We start from the raw sequence: 22,494 nt of genomic DNA, 5'->3' as shown, positions 1-22,494 counted from the left end.
AATGCTTAATAAATCATTAACAAAAACACCAATCAGCGAACAAGAACCTTTAGTCAGAAATAAAAACTTCAAAGAAGTAGTTCTAGGTTATACAGAAGAAGAAGCAATCTCAGAAGCTAAAAGATGTTTACAATGTAAACACAAACCTTGTGTAAGCGGATGTCCTGTCAATGTACCAATTCCAGAATTCATTAATGCGGTAAGCCGTGGTGAATTCGAAGAAGCATACAAAATAATCACTACTGAAAATTCATTACCTGCTATTTGCGGAAGAGTCTGTCCACAAGAAAATCAATGTGAAGGTAAATGTGTAAGAGGTATTAAAGGTGAACCAGTAGCAATTGGTCGTTTAGAGAGATTTGTAGCAGATTATCATATGCAGAATACAAACGCTAATGAATCAGCAGACATTGAAAGAAACAATATCAAAGTGGCTGTTGTAGGTGCTGGGCCTTCTGGACTTTCATGTGCATCCGAATTAGCTAAAAAAGGTTATGACATAACACTATTTGAAGCTCTACATAAAACAGGCGGTGTATTATCTTACGGTATTCCTGAATTCAGGCTTCCTAAAAAATTAGTTAATAATGAAATTGAAACAATAAAGAAATTAGGTGTAGATATTAAGACTAATGTACTTGTTGGTCGTTCTATTACAATAGATGAATTATTTGAAGAAGATTATAAAGCTGTTTTTATCGGTAGTGGTGCTGGTCTTCCAAGATTTATGAATATTGAAGGTGAAAATCTTAATGGAGTCTACTCTGCTAATGAATACTTAACTAGAGTTAATCTTATGAAAGCCTATGAAAAGGATTCTCCAACACCTATAAAAGTTGGTAAAAGTGTTGCAGTCATAGGTGGTGGTAATGTTGCTATGGATGCAGCTAGAACAGCAAAAAGATTAGGTGCAGAGAATGTATATATAATCTATAGAAGAAGTGAAAACGAACTTCCCGCTAGATTAGAAGAAGTTCATCACGCAAAAGAAGAAGAAATTATATTCAAGCTATTAACAAATCCAACTAAGATAATTGGTGAAAATGGATATGTTACAGGTATTAATTGTATAGAGATGGAACTTGGTGAACCAGATGCATCTGGAAGAAGAAGACCATGTCCAATAGAAAATAGTGATTTTGTAATTGATGTTGAAACAGTTATAGTAGCAATAGGTCAAACCCCTAACCCACTTATCAGACAAACGACTGAAGGACTTGATACTCAGTCTTGGGGTGGATTGATTGTTGAAGAAGAAACAATGGAAACCAGTAAAGAAAATGTTTATGCTGGTGGTGATGCTGTTACAGGTGCAGCGACAGTTATACTAGCTATGGGTGCTGGAAAAAAAGCTGCTGCTGCAATAGATAATAAATTAAAAAGTAATTAAATAAGGAGGAAATTATAATGAGTTTACAATGGTTCAGAGTTCCAAAAGATATCGTATTCGGAGAAGGTGCATTAGAATATTTATCAACTTTAGAAGGTAAAAAAGCTACACTTGTTACAGGTGGTAGTTCAATGAAAAGATTTGGTTTCTTAGATGAAGCTAAAAAGCAATTAGAAAAAGCTGGTATGGAAGTATCTATAGTTGATGGTGTTGAACCTAATCCATCTATTGATACAGTAATTAGAGGCGGAAAAGAAATGGCTGAATTCAAGCCAGATTGGATTATTGCAATCGGTGGTGGTTCTGCTCTTGACGCTGCTAAGATTATGTGGGTTTACTATGAGTATCCAGAAACAAAATTTGAAGACTTAGTTGCAGGTAAATTCCCAAGACTTAGAACACAAGCTAAATTTATAGCTATTCCTTCAACAAGTGGTACTGCTTCAGAAATTACTGCTTTCTCAGTAATCACAGATACAGAAAATCATATTAAATATCCATTAGTATCTTATGAAATAACACCTGATATTGCATTATTAGATGCAGCACTTCCTGCAAAAATGCCTGCTCATATTACAGCTAATACAGGTATGGATGTGATGACCCATGCAATTGAAGCTTATGTTTCAACATCTGCAACTAGCTATACAGATCCACTTGCTATGGAAGCAATCAAATTAGTATTCAAACAAATTCCAGTAGCTTATGCTGAAGGTAGTAACATGAAAGCAAGAGAAGATATGCATAATGCTTCTACTCTAGCTGGTATGGCATTTACAAACGCCTCACTTGGACTTGTTCATAGTTTAGCTCACAAAATTGGTGGAGAACTTGGTATTACTCATGGTTTAGCTAATGCTATCTTATTACCATATATCGTAGAATACAATATGAAAGCTACAGACAAATTTGCTGAGATTGAAAAGCAACTTGAAATTAATGATTTAGTATCTGAATTAAAAGAATTAAACAAAAAAGTTGGTATCCCAACTACTCTAAAAGAAGTTACAGAAGTTGAAATGACAGAAGAAAAATTCAATGAAGTTTTAGATAGAATGAGTAAAAACGCTTTTGCTGACCCATGTACCCTTACTAACCCAAGACAATCTAGTGCAGAAGATGTAAAAGAAATATATAAAGCAGCATTCTATGGTACAACTGCTAAAAACATTTAATCAATTTATTAACTAGCTTACAACCTTATATTATATAATGTAAAATCCCTCTTGAAATCGAAAATCGAGAGGGATTTTCTTATGGCTATATATAAATTTAGGTAAAAACTAAATATTCCTAAAACTGATATTGACAATCATTATCATTTCTAGTATAATATAAGAAAATAAGTTAAAAAGGTGATTATTATGAGTATAGTATTAATTGGCGGCCATGACCGTATGCATAGAGAATATAAAACAGTCTGTAAGAAAGCTGGACACAAGTTAAAAGTATTTACCCAAATGTCAGGTGGATTAAGTAAGAGTATTGGAACTCCCGACGCTTTACTTATATTTACTAGTACAGTTTCACATAAAATGGTTAAAATTGCTAATAAGGAAGCAAAAAAGAAAAATATTCCAATTCTAAGATGTCATTCCAGTAGTATTGATGCCCTACATAATTCTATAAAAAACTTAGAATCTGTAATTTAATAGTTTCTAATAATAAAAAGGCTATTAACTAGCCTTTTTATTATTGCTTAAATATCTATAACATTTTTTATGCAATACTTCTTAAGATTATATATACTAACAAAAATGTTCCTAACCTCATTTAAATCCTATATCTTTTCTTTTCACCCATACCAAAAAACTTATCAAGCATGATTTTATTATCATTTTTATCCTTGATATATCCTCTAAATGTTCCCATAGGACCTTCATAATCTGAATAAATGATGCCATAATTAAATTTCAGCTTAAGCTTAGCCAATGGATAAAATAATATATTTACCATACCATACTCATCTTTTATTTTCCACACTTCTTTATCATCTTTAACTGACCTTTTGAATTTGATTGGTGGCAGTACCTGCATATTACCATTCATCCATAAACAATTCTCATTATATTTTTCATGGTCTTTGATTTGATTATCTGTCAGATTAAACCCTATAAGTCCCGTATCTTTATTATTGATACATCCTGTAACCCAGTCATATTTTACATTACTTGGATAATATCCTTTATGATCATCAATGATAGTAAAAGCTGTATTCTTATCAAAAACAATTTTCTCTTTGCCAAGATAGAGAATTCCTTCCATATTCATTAATGCTTTATGAGAATATAGCCCTCTATTAGTATCAAAAGGTTGACAGATAACGATTGGTTCTGTTAAGTGAAAAGCAGTGATTTCCAATTTTATATTTGGCAAATCATTTTTACTTCTTATTTTAACAATTATGTTGATTTTACCTTCTTCAAGATTGTTATATATTATCATCATGAAATCTTTTGATATATATTTACTTTCACTTTGATACATGCTTGTACTTAATATTTGTTTCCATGGGATACAGTATTTTCTATAATTATAGAGTTTATTATTTCTTTTATCATAGATAGATAATTGATTAAGGGCAGAAGTTTTAGTATTATAAACTGCTCCAAGCATAAAAACATCCTGATTACCTGCTTGAAATGCTTCCCATTCCTTTAATTTTAGATTTTTGAAGTGCTTACCAAATGGAAATCCTAATGGTTTCTTAGCATCTAACATATTTAATTTTTTGACTGGTTTATTATATGTTCCAAATTGAAATTTTCCATCTTGATCTACTAGACTATTGATTTGATTTTTAACTTCCCTTGTATAACCTTCCATAATAGAACCTCCTAAAGAATATATTATCTTTACGTAATACTCTATTGATGTCATAAATTATAGTAAATACAAGTCAGTCTTTTATATCGATATAATAAAAACTATCATAAAATTCATCAAACTCACAACAAATTACATAATAGTCCTTAATTTAAATTATATAATTATTTTATCTTTTAAACAAGTAAATTTTTTACATCCATCGAAACAATACGTATACTATCTCACTTTCTACTCATATATTAGTTATGAGTAGAATTCTATGGAGGATATATGGATAATAAAGATATATACTATAACGAAATGCCTTTTAAGAAAATCAGAGATAAAATGAATTTAAAAAATTACCAGGATAAAATGGTTATGATAAAATCAAAGATGGGGTTTACTCATATGTTTCGTCTAAAAGAATGTAAAAAAGATTATATTACTGGTGTAATGTATACTGGAAAAGAGTTTGAACCTGTTAAAATACCCCTTAAAAATATTGATTGTTTTTATGCTGCGAGATCAGATTATAATAATAATAAATGAATCCATTATTCTATAAGAAAAAAGACTATGCCCTGTCGTCCTAAGGAACTTTCCTATAAGATATAAAAAGCTTTGCATAAAATGTGGTCTATGACATGTTTTTATATGCAAAGCTTTATATTTATTGATTTTTAGCCAGTTCCTTCAATGTGTCCAAAATAATATTATAAGCCTCTTCAACATCCTCTATATCAGAAACTGCATTCTCTATTGGACAAGGACCTGTACCTGTACGGTTAATTATTCCTGAAACAACCTTCTTATATTCTACATGAACATTATATTTATTAGCTAATTCTAATGCTTTTTTGCTGATTATAGGTGTAAGTACTTTCGTAGCTTTACTTTTTATAGCTAAACACATGGCACCTTTACCTATAATCCTATCAATAACCGTAATATTCTTATATTCATGATTTTCATTAATATAATCTAGTAAAGGTTTTACTCCTCTTTCCGTTGAAGTAAATACCACTTCATCATTATTTTTCACAATACATGTATAATTGTTTTCATTTAATGTATTACTATTAAGCTGTTGCATGTTGGTACCCTACTTTCCTGATTATAAGCATCACTGATGGAATAACAACTATCTGCAAGGCTATACCTGGCAACCCAGCTATTGTCATCCCAACTACATTGATAAATGGTGGAAGTGTTATACCAAATAAACTGGTTGCACATATAATCATTATTCCAACAACTATTCTACCTGCTACCATTGCTAAAATCAATGATAACATCATATTCAATCTAAATTTATTAAATAATAGACCTGCCATCAATCCATATACAGGTAACTCCACAATCATAAAAAATAAAGTTGGAACAGGTGGCATTCCTGTGAAAACATGACTAACTAGTACAGATGTTAATCCAACAAGTAACCCGCTGATAGGTCCACATACGAATCCTGCTAATAAAACAGGTATGTGCATAGGCAAGAAAGCTCTACCAGAAATACTCCCAAAAACATGAAACATCTGAGGTAATATAACCCCTAAAGCTGCAAATAATGCTGTATAAACCAATTGTTTACTCTTCATAAAAATTCTCCTTCCAAGTTGTATGTAATATTTATCATTACTTTCTGTTAAACAAAAATAAACACCAAAAAAGTATAACAACCTTCTTGGTGTTTATATATATCTTAGTACTTCTTGCACTAATTCTTCAATGAGTTTATTTAATTTTTTACCTTGTACTCCTGCAATAACCATATTGCACTTATTGAAGGGTAAAAGTATTTTTTTTGCGTCACTGGATGAAATTGATAAGGCAATTTCAGTTGTTATTTCACCCATCATAGCGTCAGGCACCATGATTGCAAGTGGACCTAAAATAATATCAACTCTTTTACTCATTACTTTTATAGCATTTTCACCAGTAGCACCGGAGTTCGCTCCAGCTTTTATCATACCAGTAGTTGCAGTTGAATTCGTTCCAAGTGCAATTAATTCATGAGTTTCATCAATATTATTTTTTAACTTATCAATAATAATTTTCCCAATGCCGCCGCCCTGTCCATCAACTACAGCTATCTTCAATTAACCACCTCTTCTCCTATTAAGACTCTTAATAAATTCTTTATAGGTAATTTCTTTTTACCCGAACCATAACCAATCTTTCTGATGGTCATTTTAGGCATTGAAATGAAATCTTCTGCTATGGTTTTAATGATAGCAGCACCAGTTGGTGTTACTAATTCAGTTTTGATATTAGTCTGATACACCGGCACATCTCTCAAAACTTCCATGGTAGCTGGAGCAGGTATTGGTATAATACCATTTGCACATTTTATGAATCCAGTACCTAAATGAATAGAAGATGCATATATTTTATCAATATCAAGTAAATCAATACAAATTGAAGCTCCAATAATATCTACAATAGAATCCAATGCACCTATTTCATGGAAGAAAATATCTTCTATAGGCTGCCCATGAACCTTTGCTTCACTCTCAGCAACTAAGATAAATATTGACTTACTGATTTCTTTCGCTCTTACACTAATTGAACTATCATTTATAATATTAATAATATCATTTAAATTCCTTTTTGGATAGACTAAATTTTCATCAATATGTACATAAACATCTGTCGCACTAATTCCATCTTTTCTTTTTTTATTAATATCAAGGCTGAATCCCTCAACACCAAGTTTATTCAATTCTCCAATTAGAATGTCTTTATCAACACCCAAATCAACAAGTGCTCCTAAGGTCATATCGCCGCTAAGACCACCTAAACAATCAAAATAAAGTATTTTGTTCATGTCTATCACCTCCGCTGTCCAAATTTGTACCAAACGTTTGGAACAACTATACTTTATCATATGATACTAATTTAGTCAACCTTTTCTAACATAAATTTAACCATTTTACTATAATACATTATAAGTAAAATGGTTAAATAATATTACTAGAAATTATTTTTTGTATATTTTATTTTAAATACCCTTTTTCCTTAGCCCACTTTTCTTTTGAATCCAATATATCTTGGTATTCCTGCGGCGCTTCTCCATATATCTTTTTCAGATAGTATTCTGCCCTTTTAAGATCATTATATGTGACTAAGGGATAATCATCTCTCTTATACTTACCCTCTTCTGTAATACAATAATATAAATCTCCATTATTCTTAATCCAACCATCTTTCGTATTCAATATACTATGCAAGAATTTCTCTGCCAAATCAAACATTTCTTTGTCCTCATATAATAAGTGATATCTATACAATACTGTCATTTCTGAAAGCATGTGGTTCAACGAACAATGAGGCATCTTATCGTTACCATTATAATCCATATAGTCAGCTACAAAAATATTTCCATCAACATAAAAACTATTATCATCAACAAAATCAGTAAAAAACTTAAAGTAATTATCTAATACTTCCTTGATTTTTTCATCAGGATACACTTCCTGCATATGTAAAAAACTACTTACAGTATCTGTATTAAATCTAGTATCATAAAAATTTTCTTTTATGCCATATTCATCATATATCCAATTGGACCTTGGTTCAGTAGGAATGTAATTTTTATCAATATATAACTTAGCATAACTATACATTAGACTTATACCATAAGTTGTAAAGATACTGCCTTGATCCAATACCCAATAACAAGCTCTCATATGTGTTGCACAAGGTGTTCTATAAAAATCATTTTTAGCAGAAGGTCTATAAGTACTAGGATTATCATAATATACACCATCAGCCCATACATATTTTATATTAGCTAGATCCAATGCCGTCAAAGTATCAATGTTAAATTTGACCTTCTTATCATTAATTAGATTCTTTAATGATAGAACTCCTTCTACTTTTGTTGAATAACCTTTTTTAACAGGTAATTTATATTTATAGGTTGTTTTATCATCAATAACCATATTGATATTTTGTTCTATTTCACTAACAGTTTTTACACTTCTTCCTATCTCTTTCTCATGAAATACTCTTCCAAGTTTAATATGATTGTTATCCCCATCAATAAAATTAATTATATTTGGAAGAACTGTACTTGAAATTACATCTTTATCATTAAATATTAATGTTTTATCTTTATAATATCCTTCTAAAATATTATAACCATCTCCCTTACCTGCTTCTACACTTAAAGATAATGCTTTACTTGAACTATTGTTAGGAATATATTCAATATAATATATCATCCCACTATCAAATACTTCATGAAAAGTCAATAATACCTTACCATAATCACTGGATAAGTCTACTTCATATTCATACTCATTCATATACTTATGTTCCATACACTTTTCACTAGAAACAGTAGGTTCTATCTCATCTCCACTACCACTTTCAAACATAAGAATATAATCAATATTATCATCATCATCTAAATCCAAATCTAATTTTAAGGATGTTTCACTTAACTCCTTTTTAACTGTATTAGTTATAATTGATAACTTATTATTTGATTCATTATTCTCTTTTATACTATTTCTAACAGCACTAGTATCATTACCAAAACCATTAATAACCAATACCACTGCCCCAGTAATTATACCCATAATTAATATAACTCCAATAATCTTATTAAAAACATTTCTTATCATTTGCAACTCTCCCTCTTGTCCTATAACGTTAATCTCATATTAATAATCACCCTTATCACCTATTGATTATACATATATACCCGAAAAAGTACAATACAAATAGAATAAATAATACTTTTTTCACAAATTATATGACTGTCAGAACAAAATAATTTTTCTGACTTACTTGAATTATCATCTGTCATATTCAATTTTATACTTAATAAAATCAGCTTTCTTATAATAAGAAACAAATACCCCACTAATTAACATTTCAGGTAGCAAAAATCCTATAGCAATCCCATCAACCCCAATCAAGTAAATCATGCTTATACTTGATAAAGGAATCAATATTATAGTTCTAATAAATGCGATAGCTAACGACTCTATTGGTCTATTGATTGCAGTAAAAAACAATATTATCTGAACTCCAATGCAAGAAGATATATACGCTATACCCACACCCAGGTATATTCTAAAAGCAGCAAACACCAAATCTTTATTATCCAAAAGATAAGGAAACAATATAAAGGAAACAGGAATCAATACAATATATAGAATAACAGCATATACAACACTTCTCTTAAGTGAATAAGCAAATATATTTTTCAATTTCTGAAAATATCCTTTTCCCAAAAATCTGGACAAAATTGGCTGTAATCCAACTTGTGAGCCAACATATATCTTAGTAATAAGCGCAGTAAAAATAGTTGCTGAAGCAAACGCTTCTAAATACTCATTAGGCAAAAACTTAAGTATAGCTTTATTCACAACATAAATCATAATAGCATCCGTAAAAACCGAAAGAAAATCACTACTCCCATTATAGAGAATTCTCTTCAATTCATGAAAATGGTATGAAGGAATAATAAATTTAATCAATTTAGATTTCTTTATAAAATAATATATGTTAACTCCAAGATGAAATATTTGGCTTAAAAGTGTGGCTAATGCTAATCCTTTAACACTCAAATTAAAAACTATTACCAATAATAGATTAAAAGATAAATTTATAATCATAGTGATTATATTCACTTGATAAGTGAATTTTGGAGAACCATCGTTCATAATCAATTTATCAAGAACTGTAGATATTATCTGTGGAATAAAACTGATTCCCAGAATTCTAAGATATATGGTTGCTGCTACATGATACTTTCCACTTGCACCTAATATACTAGCTATAGAACTTGCATTAATTGACGTAATCATACCGATTATCATAGAAATAATACTTATTACTATCACAATAAAACTAGCCAAATCATTAGCATTATGGATATTATCTCTCCCTAAATAAAATCCTATATAAGAACCTAAACCCGCTGAAAACATCACAGACAACGCTATAATAAAAATTACTAATGGCATAATAAGTGCTAAGGAAGCAAGTACAACAGAACTGATAAAAGCTGCAGCTATAATATTATCTGCATTAGAAGCCACAGATAAAATAACCTTCGTTTTAATTACTCTATTAGAATATTCTTTATAATAGTCCCTGAACTCTTTTTTTTCCATAAACTCGCCTCTAACTTTCCAAAAATCAACCAACTAATATCATTACAATTATCTCATTTAGTATTTGTAGATTATCATAAATTGATTCGTAAGTTAGAGTCATTAAAAATAAAAGGTACAAGTCATAAAATTTGTTTTTATGACTTGTACCTTTTATAATTTTTCATTAGCTATATATATGATAGCATCATCTTTTTGTATTTTCCTATCTTTATCTGGATTTAAATATACTTTTTCATTAGCGATACCAACTACGATTGTATTATAATCATTAATATATTTCATTGACAATTCTTTGAACGATATTCCTATATCGTCTTCTTTAACTTTACATTCATACAATTCATTACCGTAAGAGTTAGTCAATAATTCTTTTAATACAGAACTTACATTCTTATAGACTGCACTCCTAACCATAACTCGGCTGCTCATTTGATTACTGACAATAATATCATTTACATTGGCTCTTTCAAAATGAGGTATATTCTCTTCATTAAGCACTTCTGCAATCAGATGAATATCTGTATTGAATTTATCAACAGCTAGACATACAAGAACTGATTTAGCATCTGCCATTCCATCATTATTCATCAAATTTTCATCAGCTACAACCATAACAATATCTGCATAAGCAATATTAGCTCTTATAAGTGTTTCATCTATAGTAGGATCTCCATGAACAAAATAGGTGTTTTTGTATGGAAGATTCAATCTTTCAACGTCAGAAACTATAACTATTTTACGTTCTTCACTATCTTCAACTAATTCCTTTAACATAGTTTCACTTTTTTTATTCCAACCAATGAGTACGATATGATTTTCAAACTTGATGTCCATAAGTCCCATACCTTCTTTCATTTTATTATCTATAAAAATCGATGCAATAGCTGCTGTTAAAAAACCAAATGTACTAATACCTATTAACATTAAAGCTATGCCAAATATACGCCCTGGGACAGTTATAGGGAAGTAATCACCATATCCAACAGTTGTGGTTGTAACAAATCCCCACCATAAAGAATCACCATAACTTAAATCAGCATTAGCCTTACTTTCAAAAACATAAAATGCCGTTGAACAAACAAATAATGCGACTAAAAAAATTCCTATCAATTTATATATCTTGCTTTTTTCCATTGATATATGAAGAACCTTAATTGCATTTATTAATACTGATATCATTTCATCGTCTCCCTATATCTTATTAATAACTGTCCCATGCTTTTTCATAATATCCAAATAAAACAGGATTGGTGAGGCTGTTTACCTCTACTTTATCTTTGGATTTTTTCTCATCATCAGCAAAAACAAATAAAGCTTTTACCATATCATCATTCAGATACTTAGTTGGGACTGATAGATTAATATCATCTTTATCAAATTCCTGATTCGAGGCTAATGTAAATCCCCAATCTCCAAAAGAAGGAACATACAAATGATATCCAGTAGTATATAATCCTTCAGACTCAACAGTTTTACGAATGCACCAGTAAGCTTTTTCAGCATAATAAGGACTTGTTGATTGAATAGCAATCATACCCCCATCGTCTAATCTACTATATATCAGTCTGTAAAATAGATTAGTATATAATTTATTTAAAGCTTCATTGTTAGGATCAGGAAGATCCACAATGACAACATCATATTTATTGTTTGTTGTTTCAAGAAACTTATAAGCATCCTGATTAATCACATTTACCTTATCATTATCCAATGATTTATTATTCAATGATTTTACTAGGGGATTGGTCTTACAGAACTCTACTACTTCTTTATCTAAATCAACTAGAGTAATTCTTTCAACATCATCATATTTCAAAATCTCCCTAGCAGCCAGTCCATCACCACCACCAAGGATTAATATCTCTTTACGTTCTTTTGCAAGACTCATTGCAGGATGAATTAAAGATTCATGGTATCTATATTCATCCTGTGAACTGAATTGCACATTACCATTAAGAAACAAACGAAGGTCATCACGATGTTTTGTCACAACTATCCTCTGATGCTTGGTTTGCTTCCTATATATGATTTGATCTCTATAAAAACTATCTTCAATTTTATCTGCAGTGGAATCAGCTGTTATAAAACCTACAATAATTATTAGTGCAAAAAATGCAGCTACAACTTTAAGTATATCAATTCTCTTAATATGCTCACTATACTTATATATGATAATATTAGCTACTACAATATTGATAAAACCTACTAGAAAAGCAGTTTTTATATACCCTAGATGTGGTAATAGAATCAAGGGAAATGCAACTGAACCTATTAGTGCACCAATATAATCAAAACTAAGTACATTAGCAAGTGTCATTCTAAGATTATTTTCTTTTTCTTCAATGATGCGTGTAAGTATAGGTATCTCTAATCCTACTAAAATACCAATTGTAATTATTGTTATATACATAACAGGCAGATATACTTTGGTATATCCGTATGCAGCAAATAACGCCACTGCCGATATACCTCCAACTAGACCTATTGTTAATTCAATAACCACAAAAACATCAAACAAATTACGTTTGAACTTCTTAGTTATATATGAACCTATACCCATAGCACTCATATATAATCCTATAGTAATAGAATACTGCTTAACACTATCCCCCAATAAATATGAACTGATTGCACCAATAATCAGTTCATATATTATTCCACATATAGCTATAATAAAAACAGCAAACATCAGAGGGGCAGCATTAATTTTTCCATTACTCATATCTTTTTTAATGCTATTTTCCTTTGCCATGTTAACCTCCATAACTTTTCACAAAGCTATCTAACCTTATATTATTGCAGCACTAACAACTATTGCCACTCCAATAAATATTCCTGCTACAGCTAAACCTGCAGCAACATTGTGATCGTCAATCTCTTTATTCAAATCAAATGGTGTAATTATATCAAACACCTTATATCCTATTGCGCAGAAAAACATACCTATTGCAAAATATATAATACTAGAAATGATAGGGTTCATTTTTCATACCTCCTTTAATTATTAGTTAAAATTTCTATTGTCCTATATGTATTAGAGAATTTATGCTATAGCAGCTTTTATAATTATTGCTACTGCAATAAAAATTCCAGCTATTACTGCTCCCACAGCAGGATTTTTCTCCTTAATCTCTTCAGCGAAATTATAAGGTGTTATCATATCAAACACTTTATATCCTACAAACATTAAAACTAACGCTAGTATAGCATAAATAATAGTCGCTACAAATTCATTATTTAAGAAATCCATTTTAGTCTCTCCTTTCTTCACATGTTTAATTTATTTACCGAAACTTGTTCCTCCACCTAATCTTGATTTGGAACCTGCACTTCCTGAACGGACAGATTTTGTTCTTGATGTACTACTAGTTGAGCTGCTTGTTGAAGAGCTTTTACTAGTTGAACTGCTTTTGCTTGTTGTACTACTTTTTGATGTTGTACTACTATTTTTTGTTCTGATTTTACTAGATGCGTCTTTATCTGTTTTTATTTTAGTTGAATTAGCATCTGTTTCATTAGTGGTTGTTTGACTTTTAGTTGATGTAGTATTCACATTCTTAACTGGTTTACTATATCCATTTCCATAACGATGATTATCCTTAGTATAATATCTGCTAGAAGTATAAGCAGTATCATAGAATAATATAATGTTATTTCTATATGGTCTATACAGCCCGTAATATCCATTATTATGTATATATTTTCTTGATGATATCTGTACATATGTCTTTCCATCTTCACTTTGATAGATTAATACATAATAATCATCATATGTTAATTGTATAGCTTCTTCATTATCTAAATCAGTATAGTCTTCAGGCCTGTCTTCATTAATTAGATACAATGCAGTTTCTTTTACACTCATATCCGATGAATAAACCTTTGCTTTATCTGATTTATCATAATTACTTGTCAAACTAGTGGAATACTCAAAATTAGAATTATTATCTAGCTTTTTCGCTATAGATTTATGGGAACCTAATGAACTGATTGTCCCAATAATCAACACACACACAAGAATACCCAGAAATATCTTTATACCTTTGCTCATGCAATCTCCCTCCTTCCTATACTATTAACAAGACTAACTTTTTGGATAAATAACAACATTATAATCTTCTATTTCTCTACCAATTGCCATTTCTACTTCACCGTTCCATATCTCAAGGGAAAGAAGATTTTCTCCATCTTCATCAGAATACTCATAGTAATCAACTTCTTCACCTTTTACAGCGTTTACTTGACCTTCTACATATTCTACTTTTGCATCGCTGCCTTCTTGCATATAATATGTAACTCCTTTATATTCGTATACTCTTGGAGCCTCCGTGATTATAGCAACAACTTCCCTATATAAGCATATTTCGACTTCATCATCTTCTTCTACACTTAACCAATAGGTTTTTCTAGAATCTTTTAGTTTGTACTCCGTCCATCTCCATCCATGATCATTGAACTTCAATATACCTTTTACTTCATAATCAACTTCTTCAATAGAAACAATATCACCAACCCTCATGTTAAAAACTGTGATTTCGTTACTTTCCATTTCCATCTTTGCAGTTTTATTGGCTCGTGATATATTTTTAATTCTATCAATAAAACCCATTAATATTCACCTCCTTAATTACATCCAGTTTATATTATCACATATTTTATTATTATAAAAGTTATATTGCAAAACTTGTAATATTTTGCTTAAAATATGTCTTTATTGATAAGTTACTATTGAAATTTATATGTTATAATGTATATAATATATAGAGTTAACTCACTTATAATATGTTATGAGTACATTACTTTATATTTAGAACCAACAATACATAAGGAGGTTATTACAATGGATATAAAACAAAGAATTGAAAGTTTCATGCTAGATATGAATTTAGTTTTTGAAGAACTAGACGAAAGCACATGGAAGATAGAAGATGATTTATCTCATATAGATAATATCGTAGTGAAATTAGTAGAACCAATAGTTTTATTTAGAGTAAAAATCATGGAGTTACCAAAGACGAATAAAGAAGAATTCTATAGAACAGTCTTAGAATTGAATGCTAATGATTTAGTTCACGGAGCTTATGCTATTGAAAATGACAGCTTAGTTATAATAGATACTTTACAGGCAGAAAATCTTGACCAGAATGAATTCCAATCAACAATAGACAGTATTGGTCTAGCTCTAATACAACACTATGATTTATTAGCTAAATTTGCAAATTAATGACTATAACACTATAACCTAAAAATATCAAAGGGAGGTAACTTATAATGGGTATATTTAATCGTATAAGTACAGTATTTAAATCAAATGTTAATGATCTTATTTCAAAAGCTGAAGATCCTGAAAAAATGTTGAATCAATTGATTATTGATATGGGTGAACAGTATAACAAAGCAAAAGGATCTGTTGCGTCAGCTATAGCTGATGAGAAAAAACTTAAGAAATCTTTAGATGAAGAAGTTGCAAAAGCTGCTCAATGGGCTAAAAAAGCTGAATTGGCTGTTGCTAATGGTAATGATGCTCTAGCATTACAAGCTCTTAACAGAAAGAAAGAATATGATGACCTTGCTGAACAATATCGTCAACAATGGCAAGCTCAAAAAAATGCAACTGATAATTTAAAAGCAGGACTTAGAGACCTTAGTAATAAAATAGAAGAAGCTAAACGTAAAAAAGGCTTATTAATCGCTAGAACAAAACGAGCTGAAGCTCAAAAATCTATTCAAAAAACTATGTCAAGCGTTAATGATACAAGTGTATTTGATACTTTTTCCAGAATCAGTGAAAAAGTAGATACAATTGAAAGTGAAGCTGAAGCAGCTACAGAATTAAATAGCTACATGGCTAATGATGATCTAGACAATCAATTTGCAGAACTTGAAAATTCAGATTCTGAGGTAATGGATGAACTTGCTGCACTAAAAGCTAAACTTGGTAAATAGTAATATATAATCTAATCAATAATTATGGGGCTGACAGATAATACAACCATTCAAAAAAATGTATTATCCGTCAGCCCCATTAATATTATTCTTGTCCATAAAATAGAGTATTCAATTCATTTTTAATTTTGTCTATTATACATTTAACTTTTTTATCTTGGAGATCTCGTTTTTCTAAGTTAAATAAATGTTCATCAATTTCAAAATCATTATTTCTCATTTTGGTATAATATATATTTTCTTTTGGCAAATTAAAATCAACCAACTCACAACATGACTTATTATCCTCTGAAATAAACTCTTGTATGGATTTTATATTATTATCATTGTAACGTTTTCTTCCATCAATATCTCTGTTGAATCCTCTAACCCTATAATCTAGAGTTACCATATCTGAACCAAATTGTTCAATCAAATAATTGATAACTTCTAAAGGTGATATTTCACCACAAGTACTAACTTCAATATCTATTCTTACCACAGATATATCGCTATGATTATTGTTTTCTGGATAAGTATGTACAGTAACATGACTCTTATCTAAATGTCCTACTACATGCCCATCATTAGGTATGATATTTCCTCTGTTGCAGGAATCATCCACTTTAACAACTGGTATCTGCCCTTCTGAAATCAATAAATTGACACTGGCACCTTGTGGGTCATAATCCTGCTTGGCGATATTTAATATATTAGCACCAATCATCTTAGTAACCTTTCTAAGTACTTTTGTTAAATTATCAGCACTATAGTTACAATTGATATAATCTATATATTGTTCTTTCAACTCATTACCATCTATATAATAAATATTATAAAAATTCATATTGAGAGTTTTAGTCAGGTTATTAAAACCATATAATTTATATTTTTTATTCAATCAAATGCCCTCTCTCTAATGTAAAGCTAAACATCCTAAATAATTTGCTTCTTCTTATTTTTTTGTACTATGTATATATATCCCATCCCTACAAGAGCACCTAATATATGACCTAATTCTGAAATATTATTAGTCACAAATAGTCCATTATATATTTCTTTAGCCAAGAATAATATAGCTATAAAAATAAATGTAAGGGGAATTTTTCCATCTTTCATATTAGTGAAGGAAGTTAACATTATCATCATGAATACAATACCACTAGCTCCTAGTATTCCACTACCAAAAATAATAGCTTGAAAAAATCCAATCACTACTGTTGTTATTATAATTAATATTAAAATTGTTTTTGAAGAATATTTCTCTTCAAGCATTGGTCCTATCAATAGAATTAAAGTAATATTCCCTAGCAAATGATCTATAGAAGCATGTCCCAAAGGCCATAAAATCATCTGAATCAAACTTATCAAAGAAAATCCACCTCTATAAACAAATAAAGAATTTATAATATCTAAAGGTATAATCTTATCAATAAAGAAAATTGCTGTTGCTAATAAAGAAAATGTCAGAACCACTGGTGAGTTATATTCTATTTTGTTTAATATGTTTTTCAAGTTACTCCTCCTCGTTATTTCATATACCATTGTTATTATTATAAACATTTATGTATGTTCCTGCAAGATATTCTTGATTTCTGCATCTAATAATCTAAAAAGAAAGAGAGTATATCACACCATGATATACTCTCTTTCTTCTTTATTATTTCAAACATAATCTGTTAATAATTTCCTCATTCGGCATAGCTGGTATAGCACCCTTTTTAGTGGTTGTAATTCCTCCTGCTGCATTAGCAAATAACAAAATTTTATCCAATTCTTCTTTTTCCATCATTTGAATATCTTTTAAATCTTTATTCCTGATTTTGTAATGTACTGCTCCTAGAAAAGCATCTCCAGCTCCAGTTGTATCAATGGAGTTCATTTTAAATGATTTTATGAATCCTGATACATTTTTATTTGAATAATAGGAACCTTTATCCCCCATGGAAATCAATACAAGGGAAACACCCATTTCCTTAATCAATTTTACACACTCATCCATATCTGTTATACCAAAAAGAAATTCCATTTCTTCATCTGATATTTTTACTATATCAGCTAAAGGCATCACTTGTAGTATCTCTTCTTTTGCAACCCTATAATCTCTCCAGAGAGCCTCCCTATAATTAGGATCATAGCTGATAATTTTACCCTTTTTCTTAGCATATTCCACTGCTGTTATTGTTGCACTTTTGCAGGGTTCATCGGTTAAAGATACTGAACCGAAATGAAACATATTGCAATTATCAATTAATTCTTTATTAATTTCTTCTTTTGAAAGCATCATATCTGCACCAGGTTTTCTATAGAAACTAAAAGAACGCTCTCCCTGTTCACTTAGATGTACAAAAACCAATGTTGTATGCACATCTTTTGACATAACAAGTCCACTAGCATTTATATTAACATCTTCTATTACTTTCTTTAGAAAGCATCCAAACTGGTCATGACCTACTTTTCCTATAAATCCAGTTTTCCCACCAAGTCTAGCATTCATAGCTAATACATTTGCTGGAGCTCCTCCTGGATTCTGTTCGAAAATAGGAAGTTTCTTTTCACCGTATTTAACTGGTGTAAAATCTATGAGAAGTTCTCCAATGGCAACTACATCATACATATTAATTCTATCCTTTCTTATTCTGCCCTAACAACAATACAATCCTATTTGATACGAACGACTGCCTTAACGATATCAGCCTTATTCTTAACACTGCTATCCATTGCATTTTGGATATCATCAAAATCAAATATATCTGTTACTATATCCTCAGGGTTTATTTTACCACTAGCCACAGCATCAATTGCCATAGGATAAATGTGACGATATCTAAATACTGTCTTAAATGTTACTTCTTTATCTAACGCTAAACTCATTTCCAAAGTCATCATACCAGTTTTGCCATAACCTACCAATACTATGTTAGAACCTTTTCTAACCATATGTATTGTTTGATTAGTAGTAATTTCAGTCCCGGCAGTTTCGATTGCCAAATCACAACCTTTACCATTTGTAATCTCCATCAATTTTAAGACTGCATCTGTTTTTGATGCATTTATTACATGTGTAGCTCCTAATTCAAGAGCCTTATCCAAGCGTTTTTGCATTATATCTACAACAATAATATTGGATATTCCCCTAATTTTCAGTGCCAGTATTGTCACTAATCCTATTGCGCCAGCACCTGTAATTACAGCAGTTTGACCCGGTTGTGCTTCACCTTGATTTACAGCATGAATTCCTACAGCTAATGGTTCTATTAATGCTCCTGACATTGTACTAACATTATCCGGCAACTTAAAACATAAGTCAGCATCATGAGCAACATATTCCTGAAACACTCCATCATATGGTGGTGTAGCAAAAAATTCTACATCAGGGCATAAATTATATTTTCCAGTTTTACAAAATTCACATTTTCCACATGTTTTACCTGGTTCCAAAGCTACATGGTCTCCTACCTTCAAGTTAGTAACTTCTTTACCTACTTCCACAATTACACCACCAGGCTCATGACCTAATACAAAAGGTGGTTCCACTATATAATTTCCAATACGTCCATTCTCATAATAATGTAAGTCTGAACCACATATTCCTACATACTCCACCTGAATTAATACTTCTTCGTCCTTTACTTTTGGAATTGGACGTTCTTCATATCCCATTTTTCCAATTCCATTCATCACAGCTACTTTCATTTTTCCTTCCATACTGCTACCTCACTTACTTTCTTTATTAATAATAGTTGTTTTACATCTTTTAAAATCTATACTGCAACAGCTTTTAACTTACGATTTTTTTGAATACAGTCAAATGCAACTGCAAATAATAATACAATACCTTTTGTTACCATTTGAACATATTGGCTTACATCAAGTAGAACTAAGCCGTTACTAAGCACACCAATGATCAGCACACCCGCAACTACATTTGAAATCTTACCAAATCCACCATTCACACTAACACCGCCTAGTACAACTGCTGTCAATACATCAAATTCAAAACCTTTACCTGCTAAAACTTGTCCAGAATTGGTTCTTGAAAGCATAACAATTCCTGCAATTCCTGCAAAAAGTCCTGATAATGAATACACCAGATATTTAACTCTCTTTACATTGATACCAGATAATTTTGCAGCTTCTTCATTACCACCAACAGCATAAAAGTATCTGCCAAAATATGTTTTATTTAAAACAAATGCTCCGATTGCTAGAATTATGATTGTGATAATAACTGGTATAGGTATTGGTCCCACGTATCCTTGTCCTAATTCAGAAAAATATTTAGGAAAACCAAAAATAGGTATACCTTTACAAATTATATAAGCAATACCTTCTATTATTGTCATTGTACTCAAAGTGACAATCAAAGGCGGCATTTTAAGATTAGCTATAATCCAGCCATTAACAAAACCAATAGAAACACTCATAACAATTGCAATAAGGCAGGCTATAACAGGATGTACCTCTGCATTTACCATTAACCAAGCAGTAACTATATTTACTAATGTTATTTGTGATCCAATTGAGAGATCTATCCCGCCAAGCAATAGTACAAAAGCCATACCTACTGCAGCAATTCCTAACATAGATACCTGACGAGCTACATTAAACAAATTTGATGGGATAAAAAATGCCTTTGATGTTACACTAAAAAAAATAATCAACAATATAAGAACAGCAAAAATTCCATATTTCTTAAATACAGCTATAAAGTTCATGACATTATTCCTTTCCTTTCACACTTGATGCAAAACTCATAATCTTTTCTTGGTTAAAATCATCTTTATCCAACATACCTGTTATTTTACCTTCAGCTAGAACAATGATTCTATCTGACATTCCCATTATTTCTTCCATTTCAGATGAAATTAATAAAATAGTTTTTCCTGATTCAACTAATGTATTAATTAATTTATAAATTTCATATTTAGCACCTACATCTATTCCTCTAGTTGGTTCATCAAGTATAATCAAATCAGGATTAGAAGCCAGCCATTTTGCAATAATTACTTTTTGCTGATTGCCTCCGCTTAGATTCTTGACTAACTGTTCAGTATTAGGTGTCTTTATATTGAGTTTACTTTTATATTCGTTGGCTATACGATTTTCATCTTTTTTATCTACAACTGATAACTTTGATATTCTATTAAGAATTGCCATACTAATATTACCTCTTATATCAATATCAAGCATTGCACCTTGGTTTTTCCTATCTTCTGGAACAAGTGCAATACCATAATCAATTGCTTCTCTAGGGGTTTTGGGAGATATTTCTTTTCCTTTGAAAAAGATCTGACCTTTTGTTTTTGGTTTTATACCGAAAATCAACTCTGCAAGCTGGGTTCTTCCTGAACCAATTAATCCTGCAAATCCTAAAACTTCTCCACGTTTTATTTGAAAAGAAATATCCTTAAGTCCATTCCCATATAAATTTTTTACATCTAACAGTATTTCATCTTTAACTACTGACGGACGAGAAGGATATGTTTCTTTCAACTCACGCCCAACCATAAGTTTTACAAGCTCATTAATATCTGTTTCGTTGGTATTTAATGTTTTTATTTTTTCACCATCTCTCATAACGGTTATTCTATCCGTTAATCTAAAAATCTCGTCCATCCTGTGTGAAATATAAATGATAGTAACACCAGCTTCTTTTAACTTGTCCACTATCAAATACATGGATTCCACTTCTGACTTAGTCAAAGGTGCTGATGGCTCATCCATAATAAGAATTTTAGCTTTTTGAGACATAGCTTTAGCAATTTCAACAATTTGTTGGTATCCAACTGTCAAATTACTAACTAACTCATTAGGGTCAATATTGATATCGAATTGTTTGAATATCTCTTTAGATTTATCCACCATTGCTTTTTTATCAACTATTATTCCTTTTTTTCTTATAGCTCTACCTAAAAATATATTTTCAGCTACTGATAATTCACCAACAATGTTAAATTCTTGGTATATGACAGCAACTCCACTTTCTTCTGATAATTTTGGTGTCATAGATGAGAATTTCTTACCATCTACGATTATTTCACCACTATCAGGAATTACTGCTCCGGTACATGTTTTAATTAATGTAGATTTACCTGCACCATTTTCACCTACTAGAGCATGAACTTCACCTTTTGCAACCTTAATAGTAACATCATTCAAAGCCACTACTCCAGGATAAGTTTTAATAATATGATTAAGTTCCAAAATTGTGTTTGTAATATCCATTATATC

Annotated in this window: 25 protein-coding genes; 6 read left to right on the top strand and 19 right to left on the bottom strand. The window is 30.5% G+C overall.

The window, feature by feature from the left end; translation table 11 throughout:
* The first annotated feature begins 1 nt into the window (after position 1).
* The 3 genes from gltA to AACQ14_RS01765 all read left to right on the top strand — a co-directional run bounded on the left by gltA (position 2) and on the right by AACQ14_RS01765 (position 3,042).
* Positions 2–1,390, top strand: a complete 1,389-nt coding sequence (gene gltA, locus AACQ14_RS01775) for an NADPH-dependent glutamate synthase (protein WP_339361851.1) — start codon at positions 2–4, stop codon at positions 1,388–1,390.
* Positions 1,391–1,407: 17 nt separating this feature from the next.
* Positions 1,408–2,565: an iron-containing alcohol dehydrogenase gene (locus AACQ14_RS01770; protein WP_339361850.1), complete on the top strand. Its 1,158-nt coding sequence runs from the start codon at positions 1,408–1,410 to the stop codon at positions 2,563–2,565.
* Between the two features lie 189 nt (positions 2,566–2,754).
* Positions 2,755–3,042 (top strand): DUF2325 domain-containing protein, encoded by a 288-nt coding sequence (locus AACQ14_RS01765; protein ID WP_339361849.1) that lies wholly within the window; start codon positions 2,755–2,757, stop codon positions 3,040–3,042.
* A 121-nt stretch (positions 3,043–3,163) separates the two neighbouring features.
* Here the strand turns inward: AACQ14_RS01765 and AACQ14_RS01760 are convergent, their stop codons facing one another.
* On the bottom strand, positions 3,164–4,216 hold the full coding sequence (locus tag AACQ14_RS01760) for a DUF2804 family protein (RefSeq protein ID WP_339361848.1): 1,053 nt from the start codon (positions 4,214–4,216) through the stop codon (positions 3,164–3,166).
* A 273-nt stretch (positions 4,217–4,489) separates the two neighbouring features.
* Between AACQ14_RS01760 and AACQ14_RS01755 the strand changes: the two genes are divergently transcribed.
* Complete coding sequence (locus tag AACQ14_RS01755; RefSeq protein WP_339361847.1) at positions 4,490–4,750, top strand: hypothetical protein; 261 nt, start codon at positions 4,490–4,492, stop codon at positions 4,748–4,750.
* A 121-nt stretch (positions 4,751–4,871) separates the two neighbouring features.
* Here AACQ14_RS01755 and AACQ14_RS01750 read toward each other — a convergent pair whose 3' ends face one another.
* The 12 genes from AACQ14_RS01750 to AACQ14_RS01695 all read right to left on the bottom strand — a co-directional run bounded on the left by AACQ14_RS01750 (position 4,872) and on the right by AACQ14_RS01695 (position 14,944).
* Entirely contained in the window at positions 4,872–5,294 is a 423-nt protein-coding gene (locus tag AACQ14_RS01750) for a DUF1893 domain-containing protein (RefSeq protein ID WP_339361846.1), read from the bottom strand.
* Positions 5,281–5,799 carry an ECF transporter S component gene (locus AACQ14_RS01745; protein ID WP_339361845.1) on the bottom strand — a complete coding sequence of 173 codons (519 nt, stop codon included), beginning with the start codon at positions 5,797–5,799 and terminating at the stop codon, positions 5,281–5,283. The genes AACQ14_RS01750 and AACQ14_RS01745 overlap by 14 nt, the downstream gene beginning before the upstream one ends.
* Before the next feature lie 93 nt (positions 5,800–5,892).
* Complete coding sequence (locus AACQ14_RS01740) at positions 5,893–6,300, bottom strand: DUF3842 family protein (RefSeq protein ID WP_339361844.1); 408 nt, start codon at positions 6,298–6,300, stop codon at positions 5,893–5,895.
* Positions 6,297–7,028, bottom strand: coding sequence for a nickel pincer cofactor biosynthesis protein LarC (gene larC / locus AACQ14_RS01735; RefSeq protein WP_339361843.1), 732 nt, complete (start codon positions 7,026–7,028; stop codon positions 6,297–6,299). The genes AACQ14_RS01740 and larC overlap by 4 nt, the downstream gene beginning before the upstream one ends.
* A 169-nt stretch (positions 7,029–7,197) precedes the next feature.
* Positions 7,198–8,832, bottom strand: coding sequence for a hypothetical protein (locus tag AACQ14_RS01730; RefSeq protein WP_339361842.1), 1,635 nt, complete (start codon positions 8,830–8,832; stop codon positions 7,198–7,200).
* A gap of 174 nt (positions 8,833–9,006) precedes the next feature.
* Entirely contained in the window at positions 9,007–10,332 is a 1,326-nt protein-coding gene (locus AACQ14_RS01725; protein WP_339361841.1) for an MATE family efflux transporter, read from the bottom strand.
* 153 nt (positions 10,333–10,485) lie between these two features.
* Positions 10,486–11,514 (bottom strand): potassium channel family protein, encoded by a 1,029-nt coding sequence (locus AACQ14_RS01720; protein ID WP_339361840.1) that lies wholly within the window; start codon positions 11,512–11,514, stop codon positions 10,486–10,488.
* A 22-nt stretch (positions 11,515–11,536) separates the two neighbouring features.
* Positions 11,537–13,087, bottom strand: a complete 1,551-nt coding sequence (locus AACQ14_RS01715) for a polyamine aminopropyltransferase (RefSeq protein WP_339361839.1) — start codon at positions 13,085–13,087, stop codon at positions 11,537–11,539.
* Positions 13,088–13,123: 36 nt separating this feature from the next.
* On the bottom strand, positions 13,124–13,318 hold the full coding sequence (locus tag AACQ14_RS01710; RefSeq protein WP_293754754.1) for a DUF350 domain-containing protein: 195 nt from the start codon (positions 13,316–13,318) through the stop codon (positions 13,124–13,126).
* 60 nt (positions 13,319–13,378) lie between these two features.
* On the bottom strand, positions 13,379–13,585 hold the full coding sequence (locus AACQ14_RS01705; RefSeq protein ID WP_113671497.1) for a DUF350 domain-containing protein: 207 nt from the start codon (positions 13,583–13,585) through the stop codon (positions 13,379–13,381).
* A 30-nt stretch (positions 13,586–13,615) separates the two neighbouring features.
* Positions 13,616–14,386 carry a hypothetical protein gene (locus AACQ14_RS01700; protein WP_339361837.1) on the bottom strand — a complete coding sequence of 257 codons (771 nt, stop codon included), beginning with the start codon at positions 14,384–14,386 and terminating at the stop codon, positions 13,616–13,618.
* A 33-nt stretch (positions 14,387–14,419) separates the two neighbouring features.
* Positions 14,420–14,944 carry a DUF4178 domain-containing protein gene (locus AACQ14_RS01695; protein WP_339361836.1) on the bottom strand — a complete coding sequence of 175 codons (525 nt, stop codon included), beginning with the start codon at positions 14,942–14,944 and terminating at the stop codon, positions 14,420–14,422.
* Positions 14,945–15,175: 231 nt separating this feature from the next.
* Here AACQ14_RS01695 and AACQ14_RS01690 point away from each other — a divergent pair, with 231 nt between their 5' ends.
* Positions 15,176–15,559, top strand: coding sequence for a type III secretion system chaperone family protein (locus tag AACQ14_RS01690; protein WP_113671500.1), 384 nt, complete (start codon positions 15,176–15,178; stop codon positions 15,557–15,559).
* A gap of 47 nt (positions 15,560–15,606) precedes the next feature.
* Positions 15,607–16,281 (top strand): PspA/IM30 family protein, encoded by a 675-nt coding sequence (locus tag AACQ14_RS01685; protein ID WP_339361835.1) that lies wholly within the window; start codon positions 15,607–15,609, stop codon positions 16,279–16,281.
* Between the two features lie 85 nt (positions 16,282–16,366).
* Here AACQ14_RS01685 and speD read toward each other — a convergent pair whose 3' ends face one another.
* The 6 genes from speD to AACQ14_RS01655 all read right to left on the bottom strand — a co-directional run bounded on the left by speD (position 16,367) and on the right by AACQ14_RS01655 (position 22,488).
* Complete coding sequence (gene speD / locus AACQ14_RS01680; RefSeq protein WP_339361834.1) at positions 16,367–17,161, bottom strand: adenosylmethionine decarboxylase; 795 nt, start codon at positions 17,159–17,161, stop codon at positions 16,367–16,369.
* 35 nt (positions 17,162–17,196) lie between these two features.
* A complete protein-coding gene (locus AACQ14_RS01675; protein ID WP_339361833.1) occupies positions 17,197–17,775 on the bottom strand; it encodes a rhomboid family intramembrane serine protease in 579 nt (192 codons plus the stop codon).
* A 145-nt stretch (positions 17,776–17,920) separates the two neighbouring features.
* The gene (locus tag AACQ14_RS01670; RefSeq protein WP_339361832.1) at positions 17,921–18,877 is read right to left on the bottom strand and encodes a carbohydrate kinase family protein; all 957 of its coding nucleotides are present in this window, start codon (positions 18,875–18,877) and stop codon (positions 17,921–17,923) included.
* A gap of 44 nt (positions 18,878–18,921) precedes the next feature.
* On the bottom strand, positions 18,922–19,968 hold the full coding sequence (locus AACQ14_RS01665) for an NAD(P)-dependent alcohol dehydrogenase (RefSeq protein ID WP_339361831.1): 1,047 nt from the start codon (positions 19,966–19,968) through the stop codon (positions 18,922–18,924).
* Between the two features lie 56 nt (positions 19,969–20,024).
* A complete protein-coding gene (locus AACQ14_RS01660; protein WP_339361830.1) occupies positions 20,025–20,978 on the bottom strand; it encodes an ABC transporter permease in 954 nt (317 codons plus the stop codon).
* A gap of 4 nt (positions 20,979–20,982) precedes the next feature.
* Positions 20,983–22,488, bottom strand: coding sequence for a sugar ABC transporter ATP-binding protein (locus AACQ14_RS01655; RefSeq protein ID WP_339361829.1), 1,506 nt, complete (start codon positions 22,486–22,488; stop codon positions 20,983–20,985).
* Positions 22,489–22,494: the final 6 nt, after the last annotated feature.

The organism is Vallitalea maricola, assembly GCF_036985595.1.
GTDB classification, from domain to species: Bacteria; Bacillota; Clostridia; order Lachnospirales; family Vallitaleaceae; genus Vallitalea; species Vallitalea maricola.
The sequence above is the reverse complement of the archived record's forward strand: the minus strand, read 5'-3'. Positions and strand labels throughout refer to the sequence as shown.

Excerpts from the sequence above, each read along its gene's own strand:
- AACQ14_RS01715 (WP_339361839.1), bottom strand. The coding sequence starts at position 13,087 with ATGGCAAAGGAAAATAGCATTAAAAAAGATATGAGTAATGGAAAAATT.
- AACQ14_RS01745 (WP_339361845.1), bottom strand. The coding sequence starts at position 5,799 with ATGAAGAGTAAACAATTGGTTTATACAGCATTATTTGCAGCTTTAGGG.
- AACQ14_RS01655 (WP_339361829.1), bottom strand. The coding sequence starts at position 22,488 with ATGGATATTACAAACACAATTTTGGAACTTAATCATATTATTAAAACT.
- AACQ14_RS01700 (WP_339361837.1), bottom strand. The coding sequence starts at position 14,386 with ATGAGCAAAGGTATAAAGATATTTCTGGGTATTCTTGTGTGTGTGTTG.
- AACQ14_RS01665 (WP_339361831.1), bottom strand. The coding sequence starts at position 19,968 with ATGGAAGGAAAAATGAAAGTAGCTGTGATGAATGGAATTGGAAAAATG.
- gltA (WP_339361851.1), top strand. The coding sequence starts at position 2 with ATGCTTAATAAATCATTAACAAAAACACCAATCAGCGAACAAGAACCT.
- AACQ14_RS01670 (WP_339361832.1), bottom strand. The coding sequence starts at position 18,877 with ATGTATGATGTAGTTGCCATTGGAGAACTTCTCATAGATTTTACACCA.
- AACQ14_RS01695 (WP_339361836.1), bottom strand. The coding sequence starts at position 14,944 with ATGGGTTTTATTGATAGAATTAAAAATATATCACGAGCCAATAAAACT.
- AACQ14_RS01755 (WP_339361847.1), top strand. The coding sequence starts at position 4,490 with ATGGATAATAAAGATATATACTATAACGAAATGCCTTTTAAGAAAATC.
- AACQ14_RS01770 (WP_339361850.1), top strand. The coding sequence starts at position 1,408 with ATGAGTTTACAATGGTTCAGAGTTCCAAAAGATATCGTATTCGGAGAA.
- AACQ14_RS01705 (WP_113671497.1), bottom strand. The coding sequence starts at position 13,585 with ATGGATTTCTTAAATAATGAATTTGTAGCGACTATTATTTATGCTATA.
- AACQ14_RS01725 (WP_339361841.1), bottom strand. The coding sequence starts at position 10,332 with ATGGAAAAAAAAGAGTTCAGGGACTATTATAAAGAATATTCTAATAGA.
- AACQ14_RS01730 (WP_339361842.1), bottom strand. The coding sequence starts at position 8,832 with ATGATAAGAAATGTTTTTAATAAGATTATTGGAGTTATATTAATTATG.
- AACQ14_RS01690 (WP_113671500.1), top strand. The coding sequence starts at position 15,176 with ATGGATATAAAACAAAGAATTGAAAGTTTCATGCTAGATATGAATTTA.
- AACQ14_RS01660 (WP_339361830.1), bottom strand. The coding sequence starts at position 20,978 with ATGAACTTTATAGCTGTATTTAAGAAATATGGAATTTTTGCTGTTCTT.
- AACQ14_RS01720 (WP_339361840.1), bottom strand. The coding sequence starts at position 11,514 with ATGATATCAGTATTAATAAATGCAATTAAGGTTCTTCATATATCAATG.
- AACQ14_RS01685 (WP_339361835.1), top strand. The coding sequence starts at position 15,607 with ATGGGTATATTTAATCGTATAAGTACAGTATTTAAATCAAATGTTAAT.
- larC (WP_339361843.1), bottom strand. The coding sequence starts at position 7,028 with ATGAACAAAATACTTTATTTTGATTGTTTAGGTGGTCTTAGCGGCGAT.
- AACQ14_RS01750 (WP_339361846.1), bottom strand. The coding sequence starts at position 5,294 with ATGCAACAGCTTAATAGTAATACATTAAATGAAAACAATTATACATGT.
- AACQ14_RS01760 (WP_339361848.1), bottom strand. The coding sequence starts at position 4,216 with ATGGAAGGTTATACAAGGGAAGTTAAAAATCAAATCAATAGTCTAGTA.
- AACQ14_RS01765 (WP_339361849.1), top strand. The coding sequence starts at position 2,755 with ATGAGTATAGTATTAATTGGCGGCCATGACCGTATGCATAGAGAATAT.
- AACQ14_RS01710 (WP_293754754.1), bottom strand. The coding sequence starts at position 13,318 with ATGAACCCTATCATTTCTAGTATTATATATTTTGCAATAGGTATGTTT.